Source organism: Streptococcus sp. 27098_8_109, from assembly GCF_041432295.1.
GTDB lineage: Bacteria > Bacillota > Bacilli > Lactobacillales > Streptococcaceae > Streptococcus.
In genome coordinates, this window is the sequence record NZ_JAPVZJ010000007.1 from 17,825 (window position 1) to 37,980 (window position 20,156).

Sequence of the window (20,156 nt, forward strand, 5' to 3'; positions counted from 1 at the left end):
TTCCGTTATTATTTTTCGGAGGAAAAAGAAATGTCCATTAATTGGCAGGAAATTTTATTTCACTTTTTAGGTGGTCTGGGACTATTCTTATATAGTATCAAGACCATGGGAGACGGTTTGCAACAAGCTGCTGGAGATCGCCTTCGTTTTTACATTGACAAGTACACTAGCAATCCGTTCTTCGGTGTGCTAGTTGGTATCGGTATGACGGCGCTAATTCAGTCAAGTTCTGGGGTCACAGTCATTACAGTGGGGCTAGTCAGCGCAGGACTTTTGACCTTGCGTCAAGCTATCGGTATTGTCATGGGTGCCAATATTGGAACTACCGTTACATCCTTTATCATCGGTTTTAAGCTAGGAGATTACGCCTTACCAATGCTTTTCATCGGAGCGATTTGTCTCTTCTTCACCAAGAATCGCTCTATCAATAACATCGGACGTATCATTTTTGGTGTAGGTGGTATCTTCTTCGCTCTCAATCTTATGAGCGGTGCAATGGAACCTCTAAAAGACCTGCAAGTCTTTAGAGACTATATGGTTGAACTAAGTAAGAGTCCTATTCTAGGTGTCTTTGTCGGAACTGGACTAACCCTACTCATTCAAGCTTCTTCCGCAACTATCGGTATCCTACAGAATCTTTACGCAAGTGGTTTGATTGATCTACAAGGTGCCCTACCAGTCTTGTTTGGTGATAATATCGGAACGACCATTACAGCTATTATTGCTTCTCTTGGAGCCAATATCGCTGCCAAACGTGTTGCTGGTGCCCATGTCGCCTTTAACGTGATTGGTACGGTTATCTGTATTGTCTTCCTTGTACCTTTCACTGGCTTGATTCAATGGTTTGAATCTACACTCAATCTGGCTCCAGAAATGACCATTGCCTTCGCCCACGGAACCTTTAATATCACAAATACTATTATCCAATTTCCATTCATCGGAGCCTTGGCCTACTTTGTAACCAAGCTCATCCCTGGTGAAGATGAAGTTGTCAAGTACGAGCCACTTTATCTTGATGAGCATTTGATTAAACAAGCACCATCAATCGCTCTCGGAAATGCCAAAAAAGAACTCCTTCACTTAGGAAATTATGCTTCTAAAGCCTTTGACCTTTCATACAACTACATCATTGACCTTAATGAAAAGGTTGCTGAAAAAGGGCACAAGACAGAGGAAGCTATCAATACCATTGATGAAAAATTGACTCGTTACCTTATTACTCTTTCAAGCGAGGCACTTAGCCAGAAAGAAAGTGAAGTGCTCACCAACATTCTTGATTCATCCCGTGATTTGGAACGGATTGGGGACCACGCAGAAGCCCTAATCAATCTGACCGACTATCTTCAACGTAAAAATGTTGAGTTCTCTGAAGCTGCTTTACAAGAACTAGCTGATATCTATCAAAAAACCACTGGCTTTATCAAGGATGCCCTTGATAGTGTAGAAAACAATGATATTGAAAAAGCTCAAAGTCTGATTGAACGCCATAAAGAAATCAACAATATGGAACGTGTTCTCAGAAAGACCCACATCAAGCGCCTCAACAAGGGCGAGTGTTCAACACAAGCTGGGGTCAACTTTATCGACATCATTTCCCACTACACTCGTGTATCAGACCATGCTATGAATCTAGCTGAAAAGGTCATCGCTGAACAAATCTAAGAACCAAGAAGCTATCCTGAATGGGATGGCTTTTTTCTTTTCCTAACCAAGAATTGCCTTTCTACCATATAAAAAATGCTTTGATCCACAATGGAATCAAAGCATTTTAAAGAGCTCCCCATACATAATCGCAGAAGCTGCAGTTCCTCTGTACTTAGCTTCTTCTCTTTTGATAAAGCGAGCCAAGTTGAGCAACTCAGGTGCCGGATGTTTGGGATTTAGGAGCAATTCACGATTGACCAGGCCTGAGAGACGAACTTCCAGCAATTGCTCATTTGTAGTAGGCAGTTTTTTAGCAGTCTCTAGGAGAGCAGCAACTAAATCTTCACTCAAATCATGTCGAGCATGATTGTAAAGATCTTTTACAAGGCTTTCTAGGTTTGGTTCTACCATCCCTACCACCTCCCTTATGTTTAATAATTTTTAATCAAATCAACTGTTGAACGATCCAATTTTTTCACCAAGGCTTGCAAGAAAGCTTGCGCTTCTAAGAAGTCATCCATTGCATAGAGGGTTTGGTGAGAATGGATATAACGAGCGCAAACACCGATTGTTGTAGATGGGACACCACCATTTTTCAGATGAGCTGCGCCAGCGTCTGTTCCGCCTTTACCACAGTAGTATTGGTACTTGATACCAGCTTCTTCAGCCGTTGTCAAAAGGAAATCCTTCATCCCTGGGAGAAGCAAGTGACCTGGGTCGTAGAAACGAATCAAGGTTCCATCTCCAATCTTGCCTTGACCGCCATAAACATCACCAGCAGGTGAGCAGTCAACTGCTAGGAAAACTTCTGGGTCAAACTTGGTTGTAGATGTATGAGCACCGCGGAGACCAACTTCTTCTTGGACGTTAGAGCCAAGATAGAGTTCATTGCCAAGTTTTTGACCTGACAGAGCTTCTGCTAACTCACTAACCATGAGCACACCGTAGCGGTTATCCCAAGCTTTTGAGATGATATTTTTTTCATTGGCTGTCAAGATTGCAGAGCTATCTGGTACGATGGTATCGCCAGGACGGATGCCAAAGCTTTCTGCCTCAGCCTTATCCGCAAAACCGCCATCAAAGACGATATCTGCAATAGCTGGCATAGTTGGTCCAACCTTTCCACGAGTCAAATGTGGAGGGACAGAACCCGAAATCACAGGAATTTCACGACCATCACGAGTCAAGAGTTTGAAACGTTGGCTGCTAACCACCATAGGATTCCAACCACCGATTTCTACGACACGGAAGGTACCGTCTGGCTTAATCTCACTAACCATAAAACCAACTTCATCCATATGAGAAGCGACCAAGACGCGTGGTGCATCCGCAGCTTCTGAATGTTTGATCCCGAAAATACCACCCAAGCCATCTGTCACCACTTCATCCACGTGCGGTGTCAACTTTTCACGAAGATAGGCACGAACAGGCGCTTCATGACCTGAGATCGCAGCAAGTTCTGTTACTTCTTTGATTTTTGAAAATAATGTTGTCATTTCAGTTCCTTCTTTCTTTCATCCATTTTACCACTTTTTATAGGAGAAGGATAGCGGGAAGGTGGATTTCTAAATTAGTATCTTAGTCTTACTGTATCTTAGAAAAAGCTTGTATTTTCTTGCATGTGAGGTGAAATCTAAGAACTATTCCAAGACAAACCAAACTATTAATTCACAAACAAAAAAACAATCCAATGCTATATTTGTTCAGTTTTTCATGAAATTTGCAGAAAACAGTTGACTTTGCCTTCTTATTTCTTTAAAATAGTACAAAACTAGGAAAAGGAAAAAATCATGACCAAAACAATTCTTGTTACAGGTGGAGCTGGCTACATTGGCTCCCATACCGTTAAAGCTCTTTTAAATGCTGGCTATCAGGTACATGTTCTAGATAATCTCTCTACAGGAAATCGTTCGGCTGTAGATAGTCGTGTTAGCTTTAAACAACTGGATGTTTATGATGCTAGTTCCCTAAAAGCTTATTTAGAAGAAAATCAGATTGATGCTGTTCTTCATTGTGCAGGTGAAATTGTTGTGAGCGAAAGCATTGAAAACCCAAGCAAATACTTCACTGCCAATGTTGCTGGTATGAACCAAGTTCTCAAAGTCTTATCTGAAGTTGGTATTCAAAAAATCATGTTCTCTTCGACTGCTTCCCTCTATGGTAATAACTGTATTGACAAGCCTGCAACTGAAGATACCCTGCTCGACCCTGTCAACCCTTATGCAGAAACAAAACTGATGGGTGAACGAATGATTTACTGGATGGCCAATCGCTACGATTGGAAATATGTCATTTTCCGTTACTTTAATGTAGCTGGGGCTGAAATGGATGCTTCAAACGGTCTGCGAGTGAAAAATCCAACTCACATCATTCCCAATATCAACAAGACCGCATTGGGACAAAATGATAGCCTAAAAATATTTGGAGATGACTACGATACACGTGATGGTTCATGTATTCGGGATTACATTCATGTCTTGGACCTTGCACAGGCTCATGTTAAAGGAATGAACTACCTATTTCAAGAAGACAGTTCTTCTCAAATCTTTAACTTGGGAACTGAAAAAGGCTATACCGTCAAAGAAATCTTTAAAACTGCTGAAGAATTACTGAATCAAAAAATACCACACGAAATTGTTGCTCGCCGTGCTGGTGACCCAGCCAGCGTCCTAGCAGACGCATCAAAAGCTAAAAAATATCTTGATTGGAAGGCTAGCTACTCCCTCGAAGATATTATTTTATCAGATTATCGTTGGCGTGTTAAAGAAGGCAAAAACATTTTAGAATAGGAGAACAGAGGAGAAGGTCCTGGTACTCTCTCCTTGTTTTATTCATTAAATTGTCAGAAAATTTATTGACAGATTAAAGAAATCGTGTTACAGTAATATCCGCAGGTATCTTTCGATACCAAATCTACATAAAAGGATGGGGTATGAAACTTTCTCATTATTTAATTGGCTTACTTCTACTCCTAGTCTTTCTCTCTATTAGCATTGGGACCAGTGATTTTTCATGGGGAAAGCTCTTTGCTTTCGACCAGCAGACCTGGCTTCTCTTTCAAGAGTCCCGTCTTCCAAGGACCATTAGCATTCTCCTGACTGCCTCTAGTATGAGTATGGCAGGACTTCTCATGCAGACTATCACTCAAAATCAGTTTGCTGCTCCGAGTACAGTTGGAACGACTGAAGCCGCCAAACTGGGAATGGTATTGAGCCTCTTTGTCTTTCCGTCGGCTAGTCTGACCCAAAAGATGCTCTTCGCTTTTGTTTCATCCATCGTATTTACTCTCTTCTTCCTAGCCTTTATGACCATTTTTACCGTAAAGGAAAGGTGGATGTTGCCTCTGATTGGGATCATTTATAGTGGAATTATCGGTTCTGTGACAGAAGTTATCGCCTATCGTTTCAATCTGGTTCAGAGTATGACAGCTTGGACCCAGGGCTCCTTCTCCATGATTCAGACCCATCAGTATGAGTGGCTCTTCTTAGGGCTCATTATCCTGATTGCCGTTTGGAAATTGTCCCAAACCTTTACCATCATGAATCTAGGAAAGGAAACCAGTGAAAGTTTGGGAATTTCCTACTCCCTACTTGAAAAACTGGCCCTCTTTCTGGTTGCGCTAACGACAAGTGTCACCATGATTACCGTGGGTGGCTTGCCTTTTCTCGGGGTCATCGTTCCCAATCTTGTTCGCAAGCGCTACGGAGATAATCTAAGTCAAACCAAACTCATGGTCGTACTGGTTGGGGCCAATCTGGTTCTGGCCTGCGATATCCTATCCCGAGTTCTGATTCGACCCTATGAGCTGTCTGTCAGCCTCTTGCTAGGAATCATCGGTAGCCTCGTCTTTATCCTACTTCTCTGGAGAGGGGGACAAAAAGATGCAGTCTAAAAGCAAACATAGCAAACTCTTCTGCCTTCTCATTATTCTGGCCATCGGAGCTTGTCTCCTCTACTTTTGGCCCATCACTCACTTGTCAGCCTTTGCTTGGAAGTTGCGTTCACAAAAGATAGTTGTTTATCTCTTGGTAGCCATCGCGACAGGAATTTCGACCATTAGTTTTCAAACCCTGACGGAAAATCGCTTCCTGACACCTAGTATTTTGGGAATCGAATCCTTCTACGTCCTACTACAAACCCTACTACTGGTTTTTGAAAGCAAATTTCTTCAACTTGGGAAGTCTCCTATCTTAGAATTTCTAGTCTTGCTTTTGCTTCAATCCCTCTTCTTTCTCGCCTTACAAGGCTACTTGAAGACGCTGATGAAGCAAGATCTGGTCTTCATTCTGCTAATCTGTCTAGCACTCGGAAGTCTCTTTCGAAATATCAGTACCTTCCTCCAAGTCCTGATGGATCCAAATGAATACGATAAACTGCAGAACAGTCTCTTCGCTTCCTTTCAACATCTCAACACTTCCATCCTAGCCATCGGTTCTCTGATCATCCTCGCTTTGACAATATTTTTCTTTCGAAAAGCAGTCATTCTGGATGTCTTGCACCTGCAAAGAGAAACGGCTCAGATACTGGGACTCGATGTTGAAAAAGAACAGAGAGAGCTCCTCTGGGGCATCGTGCTTTTGACTTCAACGGCCACTGCCTTGGTAGGGCCTATGGCCTTCTTCGGCTTTATGCTGGCCAATCTCACCTACCTGATTGTCAAAGATTATCGGCACAAGTTGCTCTTTATCGTGGCTATTCTGATTGGATTTATCAGTTTGACCTTGGGGCAAGCCCTCATTGAACGAGTCTTTGCACTGGAAATTCGCATCAGCATGATCATTGAGAGTGTGGGTGGCTTCTTATTCTTTATCTTACTTTACAGGAGGGCGCGTCAGTGAAACTGGAAAACATTGGCAAATCCATTCAAAAACAAGATATTTTGCAAGGCATTACCCTTGAAGTCAGTCCTCAGAAACTGACAGCCTTCATTGGTCCAAATGGTGCTGGGAAATCAACTCTCCTCTCCATCATGAGCAGACTAACCAAGAAAGATCAGGGAATTCTTAGTATCAAAGGCCGTGAAATCGAAAGCTGGAATTCACAAGAACTGGCTCAAGAACTGACTATCCTAAAGCAGAAAATCAATTACCAAGCCAAATTGACGGTTGAAGAACTGGTCAGTTTTGGACGTTTTCCCTACAGCCGAGGTCTACTGAGACCAGAAGATTGGGAAAAAATCCGAGAAACTATGGACTATTTAGAACTGACCAACTTAAAAGACCGCTACATCGATAGCCTGTCTGGAGGACAACTCCAGCGGGTCTTTATCGCTATGGTACTGGCCCAGGATACAGACTTTATCTTGCTGGACGAACCACTCAACAATCTCGATATCAAGCAAAGCGTCAGTATGATGCAGATTCTCAAGCGACTGGTGGAGGAACTCGGAAAGACCATTATCATCGTCCTCCACGATATCAACATGGCCAGTCAGTATGCAGATGAAATTGTCGCCTTCAAGGACGGTCAAGTCTTTTGCAAAGGAACGACAAATCAAATCATGCAGGCCGACCTGCTCAGTCAACTTTATGAGATTCCCATCACGCTGGCGGATATCAATGGCAAAAAGATCTGTATCTATAGCTAGCCATTCTGAGCCCCTGTTAGAGAAAGCTCTGTCTCTTAATAAACATCACTAAGAGACTCCCTACATCGTTATCACATTTTAAAAAGGAGAAATCATGAAAACATCCCTTAAATTTTATCTTACTGCCCTAGTGGCCAGCTTCTTGCTCCTACTTGGTGCATGTAGTACCAACTCAAGCACTAATAAAACGGAGACAAGTAGCTCTGCTCCAACAGAGGTGACCATTAAAAGTTCACTAGGTGTAGTCACACTTTCAAAAGTCCCTGAAAAGATTGTGACCTTTGACCTCGGTGCTGCGGATACTATTCGCGCTTTAGGTTTTGAAAAGAATATCGTCGGAATGCCTACAAAAACTGTTCCGACTTATCTTAAAGACCTAGCTGGAAAAGTTAAAAATGTTGGTTCTATGGTTGAGCCAGACCTAGAAGCCCTTGCTGCTCTTGAACCAGACCTAATTATCGCTTCACCACGTACCCAAAAATTCGTAGATAAGTTCAACGAAATCGCTCCGACTGTTCTCTTCCAAGCAGGCAAAGATGACTACTGGACTTCTACCAAGACTAATATCGAATCCTTAGCAAGCGCCTTTGGTGAAACTGGTACACAGAAAGCCAAAGAAGAATTGGCCAAGCTAGACAAGAGCATCCAAGAAGTCGCAACTAAAAACGAAAGTTCTGACAAAAAAGCCCTTGCTATCCTCCTCAATGAAGGAAAAATGGCAGCCTTTGGTGCCCAATCTCGTTTCTCTTTCTTGTACCAAACCTTGAAATTCAAGCCAACTGATACTCAATTTGAAGACTCACGCCACGGACAGGAAGTCAGCTTTGAAAGTGTCAAAGAAATCAATCCTGACATCCTCTTTGTTATCAACCGTACCCTTGCCATCGGTGGTGACAACTCTAGCAACGATGGTGTCCTAGAAAATGCCCTCATCGCTGAAACTCCTGCTGCTAAAAATGGCAAGATCATCCAACTAACACCAGACCTCTGGTATCTAAGCGGAGGCGGTCTAGAATCAACAAAACTCATGATTGAAGACGCACAAAAAGCTTTGAAATAAGTTGCTTCAAACTCAATCACATCTTTACATGATAAAACGCATCCTATCAGACTCACTCAAACCTGATAGGATGCGTTTTTATCATTTTGAAATCTGTTTGTCCAACCTCATTCCCCTTCTTGATTCCGTTTAAGGGCAAAATGGTCTGGGACGGGGTCCTTGCCTGTTTTCGACCAGGGATGGCAACGTAAAATCCGAGCCAAGCCCATCAAAACACCCTTGAAGCCATGTTTTTCAATAGCCTGAATCATGTAGTTGGAACAAGTCGGCTCAAAGCGACAAGAGGGTGGAAAGGCTGGTGAGATAAAACGTTGGTAAAAGCGCACAGGCGCTATTAAAATTCGTTTCATTATTTCTTGGTTACAGCCATGGTGTGTAGTTGGCTGATTTCTTTTTTATTAAGACGACGGGATTCTCCTGGACGGAGTCCTGTCAAGTCTAGATGTCCAAAACGAGTCCGTGACAACTTGTCCACTTGGAGACCGACAGCTTCAAACATCTTTTTAACCTGGTGGTTACGCCCTTCATGGATAGTCAACTGCACCACAGAGCGATTTTTGACTGGATCCACTTTAAGAATCTCATAGACAGCCGGCTTGGTTTTCTTACCATCAATCTCAAGTCCACGGGTCAAGGGGCGGAGATTATCCTTATTGGCCACACCTTTAACACGCGCGACATAAACCTTGTCAATCTCATTACGAGGGTGAATCATTTCATCCGTAAAATCTCCATCATTGGTCAAAATCAAGACTCCTGATGTATCCCAGTCCAAACGACCTACAGGGTAGATACGCTCTTTCACGTTGGGCAAGAGGTCAACAACAGTCTTGCGGCCCTTGTCATCTGTCACACTGGAAATGACACCGCGTGGTTTGTTAAGCAGATAATAGACCTTTTCTTCGTTGTAGATAGGTTGACCTTCAACTTCGACCTTGTCGCCTGACTTGATGGTCGTTGCTAGTTCACGTACCACCTGGCCGTTAACCGTCACCAAACCTTGCTTAATCAGCTCTTCTGCTTTTCTCCTACTGGCCACACCTGCGTGGGCAATATACTTATTGATTCTCATCTTCTTCTATCCTTTCACCAAATAATTGGCTTTCTTGGGCTTGAATCTCAAGCTCATCAATCACTGGTAATTCTTCTAAATGGTTTATCCCCATGTAATCTAGGAAATAATCTGTAGTCACATAGAGGTTGGGACGACCCAAGACTTCTTTTTTCCCGTCTTCCTTAATCAAGTCAAAGGCCTGCAACTTTGCCAAGGCCCCACTCGAGTTAACCCCACGGATGGCATCAATTTCGATCCGCGTAATCGGCTGCTTGTAGGCGATGATGGACAAGGTCTCAAGGGCAGCCCGAGATAAACTCTGGTTGATAGGCGCCTTGGAATATTCCTTCAAAATCTCTGCAAATTGAGGCTTGGTCACCAATCTGTAAGCCCCACCTGTCTCAATCAGAGCCAAGCTGGAATCTGGGTCCTTTTCATACTTCTGGGCTAATTTTTCTAAACTCTGTTGGATGCCTGTCGGTGGCAGAGAGAGGAGTTCAGCTAACTGGCGGACTCTAATCCCATCTTCACCCGCTACAAACAAGAGCGCTTCTATTTTTGCTAAAGTACTCATCTTTCCTCTCTATCAAGTCTAGCTTTGGGTCACTTGACTTTCTTCCTTCTTTTCCATGAGATAAATATCTCCGAAACTCTCCTCTTGCACGAGGATCAACTCCTGGGTTTTGATTAACTCTAGGGTTGCCAAAAAGAGGGTAATGACCTCTTGCACATTCTGGGCTTCCTTAAACAAATCCTGCAAGCGCAATTGATCTCGTCCAGTCAAGGACTCTTTCACGATAACCATCATGTCCTCAATCTTATACTCATCCCGCAAGATAGTCGTGTGATTCTGTGCAAACTCCTCTTTTTTCTTGGCTAGGATATTTGAAAAAGCCAAAAAGAGGTCAATGGTCGTCTTGTCATGCACAAGCTCCGCATCTTCGTAAATCAACTCTGTCGGCGCTTTGGAATAGTGCTGGGCCCGTTCTTGGTGCTTGGCTTCCAAGTGCTCACCCAAGAGCTTGAACTTGCGGTATTCTTCGATTTGAGAGAGAAGATCCTGCTCTAGGTCATTCTCCAAGTCTGTCACTTCTGCTACCTTTGGCAAGAGCTTGCGGCTCTTGATCAGCATGAGCTGACTGGCCATAACCATGTACTCACCCGTCACTTCCAGACGCATGGCCTGCAGGGTTGAGACATAAGCTAGATACTGTTCGATGACTTCTGTAATAGGCACATCGTAGATATCCATCTGGTACTTAGAAACCAGGTGCAAGAGCAAGTCCAGCGGCCCTTCAAAATCTTTTAATTTAATATCCATTATCTATATTTTTCTAAGGTCAGGACTGTTTTTAATCCTAATTTTTTTGCAATTTCGTACAAATCGACCTTCTTTTCTATTTGTCTGAGAATGAACTGTTCCCGTAGGGCTTGGGCTGATAGTGCTGGAAAACCTTTCTCCTTGACAAAGGACTCTAGCTGGCGAAAGGCCCACTGACGAGAATAGGATTTCCCTCCCCTTTCAAAGATATAGGTCTGGCCCATCAAAGGTTCCAACTCTGAAAGCAAGGTTGTAGGAATGGTGACAATCCTCTGTTGGGAAGCCTTCTGGATTCGCAACACCTGAAAATCCAGATTGATATCCTCAACCTTGAGAGCTAAAATCTCACTCGGCAAGAGCCCCATTTCTAGGATTAAGAGTGCTAGCAAGCGACCCTCTGGATAGTCACTTTCCTGCCAAAAAGAGTCTAGGTCTAACAGTTCTGGCTTTTCGGTCTTCTTTTCAGCTTGTTTAGCTAATTCCAAGCGGTAAAAGCTATCCACTTCTCCTTTTTGATAGAGAAAGTAGAGAAATTGGTTACAGGCCGAAATCTTTCGCTTCTGGGCGCTGATTTTTAGATTGGCTAGCTGGGCTTGGTAAATTTTGAGACTGGTCTCAGAAATCCGCTCGCCTACAATGTCTAAAAATTGCTCTAGATCATACTTATAAGACTGCTTGGAATTTGCAGACAGACCCTGCTTTTCCTCTAAAAAGGCTGAAATCCTGTCTCTCATTTGCATCGAATCTCATATTCCTTACTAAAGTCATGCAAGAGGGCATTGACTGCCTTGAGGATGGACTTGCGCGTGATAATTCCTTGGAAAATACCAGACGCATCCACAACCGGCAAGAAGGACTCATCTACCAACTTGTGCAAGACCTCCGTAATGGTAAAATCAGGCGAGACGACCGCTACGTCCGTTCTCGTCATATGAACGATATCCGTATCTGCCATGATTTCTTGACTCAAATCATGCTCCATCTGATAAGCCATAATATCTCTGAGCCCAATAGTTCCAACAAAGTGTTTTTCATCTGTCACAACAGGAACACGGGTATAGGTCATCTGACTAAGCAAGAGTGTCGCATGATCCGCATTGTGAGTATCAATCAACACAGCTAGATTTTTAGCAGGAGTCAAAAAAGTTTCTTCTTGCCCCAACAAGAAAGTCTCAAACTCCTTGGCAATCATCGGCTAAACTCCTTGGACAAGCCCGGATACACCTCATGGTCTCGTGTCAAAAAGTCCACTTTGAAATAACTGTCATCAATCTCCACACGAGCATAGAGACATTCTCTGATGGTCCCACGTGGTTGACTGATGGAACCTGGATTTAGAAAAAGAGTCTTGCCTTCCATCCAAGCACTTGGCACATGCAAGTGACCATAGAGGCAGATATCGGCCTCTTCCTCCTGAGCCCAGTAGTCCAACTTTTGAAAATTGAAATTAATGTCAAACAAGTGACCATGTGTTTGGATAATCTTGGTCGAACCAAGCTCAGTCACCAAACGTTCTGGGTAACCTGCATAGAAGTCCATATTCCCTTTAACAACACGGATGCCTTCCCAAAGGGGAGAATCAGGACGCAGTTCAGAATCGCCGTTATGAAAAACGGCATCAACTTTGCCTACATAGCGATCACGGATTTCTTCCACAATCAAGCTATCGCCATGAGAATCGCTCATTACAATGATGGTTTGCTTTGCCATGATGGAAATACCTCCAAAAGTTTCTTAACGGCTAAGGCACGGTGAGATTGACTATTTTTTTCTTCAAGGGTTAATTCAGCTGAGGACTTGCCTGTCTCTCCTACCAGGAAGAGAGGATCGTAACCAAATCCATTTTCACCCTTAGGTTCAAAGTTAATGTAGCCTGGCCAGTCTGCTTCAACAACCAAGCTTTCCTTGTTTGGACTGGCCACGACTAGGGTTGTATGGAATTGAGCCGAGCGGTCCTTGAGTTCAAAGACCATGGCCAATTCGTGCAAGAGTTTGGCATTGTTTTCACGGTCAGTAGCTCCCACACCTGCGAAACGAGCTGACCAGACACCTGGCAAGCCACCAAGGACATCGACTTTGAGACCTGAGTCATCTGCCAAAACCATCTTGCCCGTTAATTGAGAAATAGTTTCTGCCTTGAGGCGGGCGTTTTCTTCGAAGGTCATGCCTGTTTCTGCTACTTCAGGTAAGTCAGGATAGTCATTAAGATTTTCCACATCGTATCCTAACTTGTCAAAGATAGCTCGAAATTCCTTGGTCTTGCCCTCGTTACGAGTCGCAATCAACAAGGTTTCTCTAACCTTGTTTGTCTCAAAGAAGTCGTGAACATTGACCCCTTCTTTAGGCAATTCCACATACAAGAGTTGCCCATTTTCAACCAAGAGCAGGGCCCCTTGACGTTGAATGACTTCCAAGTTACGTCCCATTTCTTGGTTGAGGATATCTACCACAAAAGACAATAAACGGTAGCGAGAACCATAGCGTAAAACAGCAACTGAAATCGGGAAACCTCGTTCCTCGTCTCGAAAGATTTTGGCCAATCCAACCAGAGGGAAATCCAAGTCTTCATCAGTCAACGTCCGGACGCCACCAAAAATAGCATAGGACCCGACATACCAGTCCTGGTCATCCTTGTATTCATAAATTTTATTTGTCATAATTCTACATGCTCCACATGAATCTCTTTTTCAAGCCATTCTTCACCAATTTGTGCAAAACTTTGGCTGCTGGCTGTTGTGTAAAAACGGTGATGGAGTGGTCCGGCATCGCGACCACGATTGATTTCAAAATAATTAAGTAAGACTGAGATATCCCGTACGCACTCTGCCCCACTATCGATGAGCTGAACCTTGGGTCCCATGACATTTTGAATAATGGGTCTGAGGAGTGGATAATGGGTACAACCCAAAATCAGGCTATCCACCTTTCCAACCAAGGGACGTAGGGTTTCATAAACTACTTTCTTAGTGACACTGGTTGACAGAGCCCCAGACTCCACCAAGGGAGCAAACTTGGGACAGGCCAAACTCTCCACCTGTAAGTCCGGATCCAGATCATTGATTTTCTGTCGGTAGATGTCAGATTGTACCGTCATAGGCGTTCCAATGACTCCGATTTTCCCACCTTGGCTGGACTTGATGGCTGCCGAAGCTCCTGGCAAAATTACACCTAGGACAGGAATATCTAGTTGAGCCTTGATTTCTTCCCAGACGACCGCAGTCGCTGTATTACAAGCAATGACAATCATTTTGACATCCTTGGTCAAAAGAAAGTTGACCAACTGCCAAGTATATTCACGAATTTGCTCAGCAGGACGGGGCCCGTAAGGCGCGCGTGCCGAATCTCCAATATAGACGATTTCTTCATGGGGAAGTTGGCGCATGAGCTCGCGCACAACGGTCAAGCCCCCGACACCCGAATCCAAAAAACCAATTGGTCGATTATCCATACAGTCTTCTTTCTAGTCTTTTTTCTGATTGATAGTTCATTATGATTATTGATCCTTATGAACTGAATGACATCCTAATCAACAACTATCTCTCTTAATCATAATCAAATATCAATAGAATGCAAGGAAAAAGTCTCATCCCTAAAACCATAGCCAACATAGTGAGAAGTCTGGAACTTTCATCCCAGACTTTTCCTTATTTATTTTTTCTTTTTATTGTTAGCAAGGGCTGCCTTTTGTTGGCGGATGATTTGGTGGTAAACTTGTTGTACCTTAGCTTCGCTTGGTTTTTGACCATTTGCACTCAAAAGAGTACGAACTGCTTCAGCATTCAAACGTGGGTTGTCAGCGAATTCTTTTTCAATTTGCTTACGAACCAAGTACATTCCTCCAAGAGCTCCTCCTAGAAAAGCTAGCACAATCAATACAATTGCTAAAAGTAAATCCATCATTTTTCTCCTGTTTCTTTTTGAGTCTCTTTCATTATACCACAAACTAGCCACCCTGACTAGTTTGTTTTACGCTTTCAGGGATGGAATAAATAGCAAAAAGAACCCTGCTTTTCTGCAAAAGAGGGCTCCTTACTGAGTTTATACTCAATGAAAATCAAAGAGTAAACTAGGACGCTAGCCGCAGGTTGCTCAAAACACTGTTTTGAGGTTGCAGATAGAGCTGACACGGTTTGAAGAGATTTTCGAAGAGTATTAATTTCATATTTCTGCCTATCCATTTATACTAATAAAAGACTGAGACACCAGATCTCAGCCTTTTTCTTTATCCCAAAACCAATTCATCACTGACCAGACTTTGACCACTATTTTTCTGGAAGAGATGCATGAGATTTTCAACCGTCAGATGCTTTTTCTCCTCTCCCTTGACATCCACCACTATCTTACCCTGATAGAGCATAATGATACGATTGCCGTACTCAATCGCATGGTTCATATCGTGGGTAATCATCAAAGTCGTCAACTGATGGTGTTCCACAATCTTTTGCGTCAAGTCCATCACCATTTGACTCGTTTTCGGATCAAGCGCCGCAGTGTGTTCACCCAAAAGCAAAAGTTTAGGTTTCACCAGAGCTGCCATGACTAGGGTCAAGGCCTGTCTTTGTCCTCCTGAAAGGTATTGGGTATCCACTTTCAAGCGATTTTCAAGGCCAATATTCAACTCTTTCAAGGCCTCTTGGAACTGGATTCTCTCCTTCTCCTTCACGCCCCAACCAAGCCCTCTCTTCTGCCCACGTCTCAAGGCAATAGCCATATTCTCCTCAATCGTCAAACGAGAAGCTGTTCCCATCTTAGGATCTTGAAAAACACGGGCAATATCCTTGGCTCTCTTTCTTACACTAAGATTTTTAATGGATTTGCCTGCCAATAAAAGGTCCCCTTCATCCACCGATAGATTGCCAGCCAAGATATTCATCAAAGTGGATTTCCCTGCTCCATTTCCACCAATCACAGAGATAAAATCTCCCTCTTCAACCTCTAAGTCTAATCCTTTGAGGACATGGTTCTCATTGACCGTCCCTGCTTCAAAGGTTTTGTGAATATTTTCAAGTGTTAACAAACTTGCCATAACTTTCTCCTCCTATTCATTTCTCAGTTTCAAACCACGAATCTTTAATCTCTTTTGCAGTTCTGGTGCAAATAACACTAAGGCTAGCAAGATTGCATTAAAGAGACGTACCAGGTTTTGATCTAGATTTGGAATTTCATAGATATTTAAAATAATCAAACGGTAAACAATGGCACCGATTCCGATAGATAACAAGCGACCTCCAATGGTCAAGTCGTGTATCAAAACTTCTGCAATAATAACTGCACTCAAACCAACAACGATGGTTCCTGTCCCAGAGGTTACGTCTGAAAATCCATCATTTTGAGCGAACAAGGAACCACACAGGGCAATCAAACCATTTGAAATCATGTAACCAACAATCTTCATGGTGTCTACATTGACCCCATTAGCCTCACTCATCGGAATATTGTCCCCAGTCGAACGCAAGACCAATCCAATCTCCGTTTTCATCAAAAGAGTCAAGACCAAACAAACAAGTAGGAGACAGGCCAAACTGAATGAGAAAACAGCTTCTTCATTTGTCAGCCCCAAGCTCGCCAATTGTTTAAAGACAGTTGAAGAATCTCCCAAGGAAAGGTTGGGCACACTGCCCATGATTTTAATATTGATGGAATAAAGCCCTGTCAAGGTCACAATCCCTGTCAAGAGAGCTGGGATTTTCATCTTGGTGTGGAGCATTCCTGATACAAGACCAGCTACCATACCTGCCAGCAAAGCAAGTAAGGTCGCAATCCAAGGATTTGTCCCTGCCTGTATCTGCGATACAACGACAGCTGCCCCCAAAGGAAAGGCTCCTTCAGCAGTCATATCCGCAATATCCAAAATACGGAAAGTCAAGTAAACTCCAATGGCCATAATCGACCACAACAAACCTTCTGATAAACTAGATAATACAAAACTCATCTTAAACCTCCCTATTCCTTGCTTTCCAACTTACTAATATCAATTCCTAGTGCATCTGCCATTTCTTGATTGGTATGCAATTCCAGTTTTTCAGGCAACTCAACTGCTATATTTTCTGGTTTCTCACCTTTTAAGACACGAATCAACATGCGGGCTGTCTGCCGTCCCAATTCTTCATAATTGGTACCGTAGTTATACAAACCACCAACCGCAATCATTTCCGTTGAGCCACCGAATACTGGAACCTTGTGTTTAATAGAAACCTGCTTAACTGTTTCCATGGTTGACGAAATGATATTGTCCGTTGGTACAAAAACCATATCCACTTCTGCCATCAAACTCTCTGCTGCCGCTTTGACATTGTTACTGTCCAAGATTGTTTTTTCAACAACGGTAAAGCCTTTTTCTTCCAGAAGTCGCTTAGCTTCATCCTTTTGGACAACTGAGTTTGGCTCGCTCTGAGTATAGAGGATTCCAATTGTTTTAGCTTTTGGCAACACTTTCTTTATCAAATTGATTTGGGTTGAGATAGCATCTGATGACTGATCACTTGTTCCAGTTACATTGCCCCCAGGATGCTCTCTTGACTCTACCAACTTGGCACTGACAGGGTCTGTTACAGCTGAAAAGATAACCGGTGTCGTTTGTGTTGTATTAGCCAAGCTCTGAGCAGAAGGCGTTGCGATAGCTAGAACGACATCACTAGATTCTGCTAGTTGCTGGGAAATCGTTTTTAGGTTTCGTTGTTCTCCCTGTGCATTTTGCAAATCAATCTCGATATTTTTCCCTTCAGCATAGCCTTGCTTGGCAAGCTCATCCACAAACCCTTCTCTAGTAGCGTCTAAGGACTGGTGGGTAATAAATTGCGAAATACCGATACGAAACACATCTTTTTTCTTATCTGCCTTCAACTGATGCAAACTAATCAGAGAGGTCAAGAGAATCCCCACTACCAAGAGAGGGGCTAGTAATTTTCGAACAACTTTCATAATGAAACTCCTTCTCAGAAAAGATAAAACTCAATGAAAATCAAAGAGCAAACTAGGAAACTAGCCGCAGGCTGTACTTGAGTACGGCAAGGCGACGTTGACGTGGTTTGAATTTGATTTTCGAAGAGTATAAAACAAAAAACCGCCTAGATACTATCTAAACGGATGCTTGAAATAATCTAACAAGTTATAACTTTGCTAGTCCATTTAGATATTCATCTATATGGACCACAATCAAAAATCTTAGCCACATAGATACAAACAAATTGCTTGAACTGTTTGCATCCATGGTGACATGTCTACAAACACTATCTAAAGTAGCTAAAGTAAAAGTTTTGATTCATAATTACAGCTTGTCTCTTATTCATTTCTTTTTCTGCTTTCTTTTTTGATGTTTCCTATCTTACCACCTTTTTCATCACCTGTCAAGAATATTTCAGAATTTTTTAAAATTTTTCGAAAATTCTTTCAAGGAGCTTTCAAAGACTTTCAAATCAGTCCAACAAAAAAAGGTTTATAATTTCCATAAAAGTTGACATGGAAATTATAAAACCATTATTAGTTTAACCCTTGTTGGTAACGCGCCAATTCGGCTTGGTTAGCCCAAACATAGTGACCTGGACGGATTTCTACCATAGATGGCTTATCTGTCTCATAATCATGTTGATCTGGATCATATACTTTCAAGACCTTCTTACGTTCCAAGATTGGGTCTGGGATTGGTACCGCTGAAAGCAAGGCTTGAGTATATGGATGAATTGGATTGTTAAACAATTCTTCTGTTTCTGCAACCTCTACAATAACACCCTTGTAAATAACCGCGATACGATCTGAAATAAAACGAACGACAGACAAGTCATGGGCGATAAAGAGATAGGTCAAGCCAAGTTCTTTTTGGAATTTTTTGAGCAAGTTCAAGACTTGGGCACGCACAGAAACGTCCAAGGCTGAAATGGGCTCATCCGCAATAACAAAGTCTGGTTGCATGACCAAGGCACGGGCAATACCGATACGTTGACGTTGACCACCTGAGAATTCATGAGGGTAACGAGTCAAGTGCTCAGCAAGAAGCCCCACTTCACGGATAATATTTTTAACTTTCTCTTTACGTTCTTCTTCATCCTTGAACAGATGATGATTGTAAAGACCTTCAGAAATAATATAATCAACAGTCGCACGTTCATTCAAACTTGCGGCAGGATCTTGAAAAATCATCTGGATACGACGAATCAATTCTGCAGCTTGTTCACGCGATTTCTTACCATTAATCTTTTGACCATCAAAAATGATATCCCCATTACTTGTATCATTAAGACCGATGATGGCACGACCAATAGTTGTTTTCCCACTACCTGACTCACCTACAAGCGAGAAAGTTTCTCCCTTGTTGATAAAGAAGTTAGCATTTTTAACTGCGACAAACTTCTTACTTCCTTCACCGAAGGAAATTTCTAAATCTTTGATTTCTACTAATTTTTCAGACATTTCCTTCCTCCTAGTCAGCCAGATGGGCAAATCCCATTTTTTCACGAATCTTATCATGGAGATTTGCAATCACAGCTGGTTTTTCTACTTTTGGAGCATCCTCATGAAGTAGCCAAGTTTTAGCCCAATGTGTCTCTGATACTGAGAATTGAGGAGCTTTTTGTTCGAAGTCAATTTGCATTGCATAGTCAGAACGCAAGGCAAAGGCATCCCCTTTCAGGTCAGTATAAAGTGACGGAGGTGTTCCTGGGATTGAGTAAAGATCCCCTTTATCATCAGCAAGCTGAGGCAAGCTAGACAAGAGACTCCATGTATATGGATGGCGAGGGTCATAGAAGACTTCCTCAACAGTTCCATACTCAACGATTTCTCCTGCATACATAACCGCTACCTTATCTGCAATACTTGCCACCACACCAAGGTCGTGGGTGATAAAGATTGTTGTGAAATGGTACTCGTTTTGTAAAGATTTCAACAAATCAATAATCTGAGCTTGGATGGTCACATCCAAGGCAGTCGTTGGCTCATCACAAATCAAGACATCAGGTCGGCAGGCAAGAGCAATCGCAATAACGATACGTTGACGCATTCCTCCAGAATATTGGAATGGGTATTCATCAAAACGTCTATCTGCATCTGGAATCCCAACCTTATTCATGTAGTCAATGGCCAATTCTTTCGCTTCTTTAGCTGTTTTTCCTTGGTGTTTTACAATAACTTCTGTAATCTGACTACCAATTGTTTTAATTGGGTCCAAACTAGTCATTGGATCTTGGAAGATAGTCGCAATCTTAGCGCCACGAATTTGTTCCCAATCCTTGTGAGAAGATAAAGCTGTCAAATCTTGACCACGGTAGTCAATGCTACCTTGGGCAATGCGACCATTTTCTTCAAGCATACCTGTGAAAGTCTTTGTCAAAACAGATTTTCCTGATCCTGACTCACCTACCAAGGCTAATACTTCTCCTTCAACTAGTTCAAGGGAAACGCCGCGAATGGCTGTCAATACTTTGTCACGAACGTCAAATTCCACGACAATATCGCGAGCAGTCAAAATTACATTTTTTTCTTTTGTCATTTCTAC

The 20,156-nt window shown here is 42.6% G+C and carries 23 protein-coding genes; 6 read left to right on the top strand and 17 right to left on the bottom strand.

Annotation, left to right across the window (positions count from 1 at the left end; all coding sequences use genetic code 11):
- Positions 1 to 30 precede the first annotated feature (30 nt).
- Positions 31 to 1,662 (top strand): Na/Pi cotransporter family protein, encoded by a 1,632-nt coding sequence (locus O3664_RS04120; protein WP_049499742.1) that lies wholly within the window; start codon positions 31 to 33, stop codon positions 1,660 to 1,662.
- Between the two features lie 96 nt (positions 1,663 to 1,758).
- Here O3664_RS04120 and O3664_RS04125 read toward each other — a convergent pair whose 3' ends face one another.
- Together O3664_RS04125 and pepA are read right to left on the bottom strand one after the other, a co-directional pair.
- A complete protein-coding gene (locus O3664_RS04125) occupies positions 1,759 to 2,055 on the bottom strand; it encodes a bacteriocin immunity protein (RefSeq protein WP_084926112.1) in 297 nt (98 codons plus the stop codon).
- A gap of 20 nt (positions 2,056 to 2,075) precedes the next feature.
- A complete protein-coding gene (gene pepA, locus O3664_RS04130) occupies positions 2,076 to 3,140 on the bottom strand; it encodes a glutamyl aminopeptidase (protein WP_237447198.1) in 1,065 nt (354 codons plus the stop codon).
- Positions 3,141 to 3,434: 294 nt separating this feature from the next.
- On the opposite strand from pepA, the gene galE reads away from it, so the two are divergent.
- The 5 genes from galE to O3664_RS04155 all read left to right on the top strand — a co-directional run bounded on the left by galE (position 3,435) and on the right by O3664_RS04155 (position 8,291).
- The gene (gene galE, locus O3664_RS04135; protein ID WP_237447197.1) at positions 3,435 to 4,433 is read left to right on the top strand and encodes a UDP-glucose 4-epimerase GalE; all 999 of its coding nucleotides are present in this window, start codon (positions 3,435 to 3,437) and stop codon (positions 4,431 to 4,433) included.
- A 143-nt stretch (positions 4,434 to 4,576) separates the two neighbouring features.
- A complete protein-coding gene (locus tag O3664_RS04140; RefSeq protein ID WP_237447196.1) occupies positions 4,577 to 5,536 on the top strand; it encodes an ABC transporter permease in 960 nt (319 codons plus the stop codon).
- Positions 5,526 to 6,482: an iron chelate uptake ABC transporter family permease subunit gene (locus O3664_RS04145; RefSeq protein ID WP_237447195.1), complete on the top strand. Its 957-nt coding sequence runs from the start codon at positions 5,526 to 5,528 to the stop codon at positions 6,480 to 6,482. Before O3664_RS04140 ends, O3664_RS04145 begins: the two co-directional genes overlap by 11 nt.
- Positions 6,479 to 7,231 carry an ABC transporter ATP-binding protein gene (locus O3664_RS04150; protein ID WP_084926102.1) on the top strand — a complete coding sequence of 251 codons (753 nt, stop codon included), beginning with the start codon at positions 6,479 to 6,481 and terminating at the stop codon, positions 7,229 to 7,231. Before O3664_RS04145 ends, O3664_RS04150 begins: the two co-directional genes overlap by 4 nt.
- 94 nt (positions 7,232 to 7,325) lie before the next feature.
- Positions 7,326 to 8,291: a siderophore ABC transporter substrate-binding protein gene (locus O3664_RS04155; RefSeq protein ID WP_084926101.1), complete on the top strand. Its 966-nt coding sequence runs from the start codon at positions 7,326 to 7,328 to the stop codon at positions 8,289 to 8,291.
- Between the two features lie 107 nt (positions 8,292 to 8,398).
- Here O3664_RS04155 and yidD read toward each other — a convergent pair whose 3' ends face one another.
- The 15 genes from yidD to O3664_RS04230 form a co-directional block, all read right to left on the bottom strand.
- A complete protein-coding gene (gene yidD / locus O3664_RS04160) occupies positions 8,399 to 8,641 on the bottom strand; it encodes a membrane protein insertion efficiency factor YidD (protein WP_049543751.1) in 243 nt (80 codons plus the stop codon).
- Positions 8,641 to 9,363: a pseudouridine synthase gene (locus O3664_RS04165; RefSeq protein ID WP_001222228.1), complete on the bottom strand. Its 723-nt coding sequence runs from the start codon at positions 9,361 to 9,363 to the stop codon at positions 8,641 to 8,643. The genes yidD and O3664_RS04165 overlap by 1 nt, the downstream gene beginning before the upstream one ends.
- Positions 9,350 to 9,919, bottom strand: a complete 570-nt coding sequence (gene scpB, locus O3664_RS04170) for an SMC-Scp complex subunit ScpB (protein ID WP_000105302.1) — start codon at positions 9,917 to 9,919, stop codon at positions 9,350 to 9,352. Before scpB ends, O3664_RS04165 begins: the two co-directional genes overlap by 14 nt.
- 18 nt (positions 9,920 to 9,937) lie before the next feature.
- Positions 9,938 to 10,666 (bottom strand): segregation/condensation protein A, encoded by a 729-nt coding sequence (locus O3664_RS04175; RefSeq protein ID WP_049550794.1) that lies wholly within the window; start codon positions 10,664 to 10,666, stop codon positions 9,938 to 9,940.
- Entirely contained in the window at positions 10,666 to 11,400 is a 735-nt protein-coding gene (xerD, locus tag O3664_RS04180) for a site-specific tyrosine recombinase XerD (protein WP_371613666.1), read from the bottom strand. Before xerD ends, O3664_RS04175 begins: the two co-directional genes overlap by 1 nt.
- A complete protein-coding gene (gene cbpB, locus O3664_RS04185) occupies positions 11,397 to 11,858 on the bottom strand; it encodes a cyclic-di-AMP-binding protein CbpB (protein WP_000560720.1) in 462 nt (153 codons plus the stop codon). Before cbpB ends, xerD begins: the two co-directional genes overlap by 4 nt.
- Entirely contained in the window at positions 11,855 to 12,376 is a 522-nt protein-coding gene (locus O3664_RS04190) for a metallophosphoesterase (RefSeq protein ID WP_001118952.1), read from the bottom strand. The genes cbpB and O3664_RS04190 overlap by 4 nt, the downstream gene beginning before the upstream one ends.
- On the bottom strand, positions 12,352 to 13,323 hold the full coding sequence (locus O3664_RS04195) for a nucleoside-triphosphate diphosphatase (RefSeq protein WP_000182403.1): 972 nt from the start codon (positions 13,321 to 13,323) through the stop codon (positions 12,352 to 12,354). Before O3664_RS04195 ends, O3664_RS04190 begins: the two co-directional genes overlap by 25 nt.
- Entirely contained in the window at positions 13,320 to 14,114 is a 795-nt protein-coding gene (racE, locus tag O3664_RS04200) for a glutamate racemase (protein WP_033684754.1), read from the bottom strand. Before racE ends, O3664_RS04195 begins: the two co-directional genes overlap by 4 nt.
- A 200-nt stretch (positions 14,115 to 14,314) precedes the next feature.
- The gene (locus O3664_RS04205; protein WP_000364990.1) at positions 14,315 to 14,563 is read right to left on the bottom strand and encodes a YneF family protein; all 249 of its coding nucleotides are present in this window, start codon (positions 14,561 to 14,563) and stop codon (positions 14,315 to 14,317) included.
- A 325-nt stretch (positions 14,564 to 14,888) separates the two neighbouring features.
- Positions 14,889 to 15,692 (bottom strand): ABC transporter ATP-binding protein, encoded by an 804-nt coding sequence (locus O3664_RS04210; protein ID WP_371613667.1) that lies wholly within the window; start codon positions 15,690 to 15,692, stop codon positions 14,889 to 14,891.
- Positions 15,693 to 15,704: 12 nt separating this feature from the next.
- Positions 15,705 to 16,598, bottom strand: a complete 894-nt coding sequence (locus O3664_RS04215) for an ABC transporter permease (protein WP_000011439.1) — start codon at positions 16,596 to 16,598, stop codon at positions 15,705 to 15,707.
- An 11-nt stretch (positions 16,599 to 16,609) separates the two neighbouring features.
- Complete coding sequence (locus tag O3664_RS04220) at positions 16,610 to 17,587, bottom strand: ABC transporter substrate-binding protein (protein WP_024057377.1); 978 nt, start codon at positions 17,585 to 17,587, stop codon at positions 16,610 to 16,612.
- Between the two features lie 558 nt (positions 17,588 to 18,145).
- On the bottom strand, positions 18,146 to 19,072 hold the full coding sequence (locus tag O3664_RS04225) for an ATP-binding cassette domain-containing protein (protein WP_023947091.1): 927 nt from the start codon (positions 19,070 to 19,072) through the stop codon (positions 18,146 to 18,148).
- A 10-nt stretch (positions 19,073 to 19,082) separates the two neighbouring features.
- Positions 19,083 to 20,150, bottom strand: a complete 1,068-nt coding sequence (locus O3664_RS04230) for an ABC transporter ATP-binding protein (RefSeq protein WP_000159550.1) — start codon at positions 20,148 to 20,150, stop codon at positions 19,083 to 19,085.
- Positions 20,151 to 20,156 lie beyond the last annotated feature (6 nt).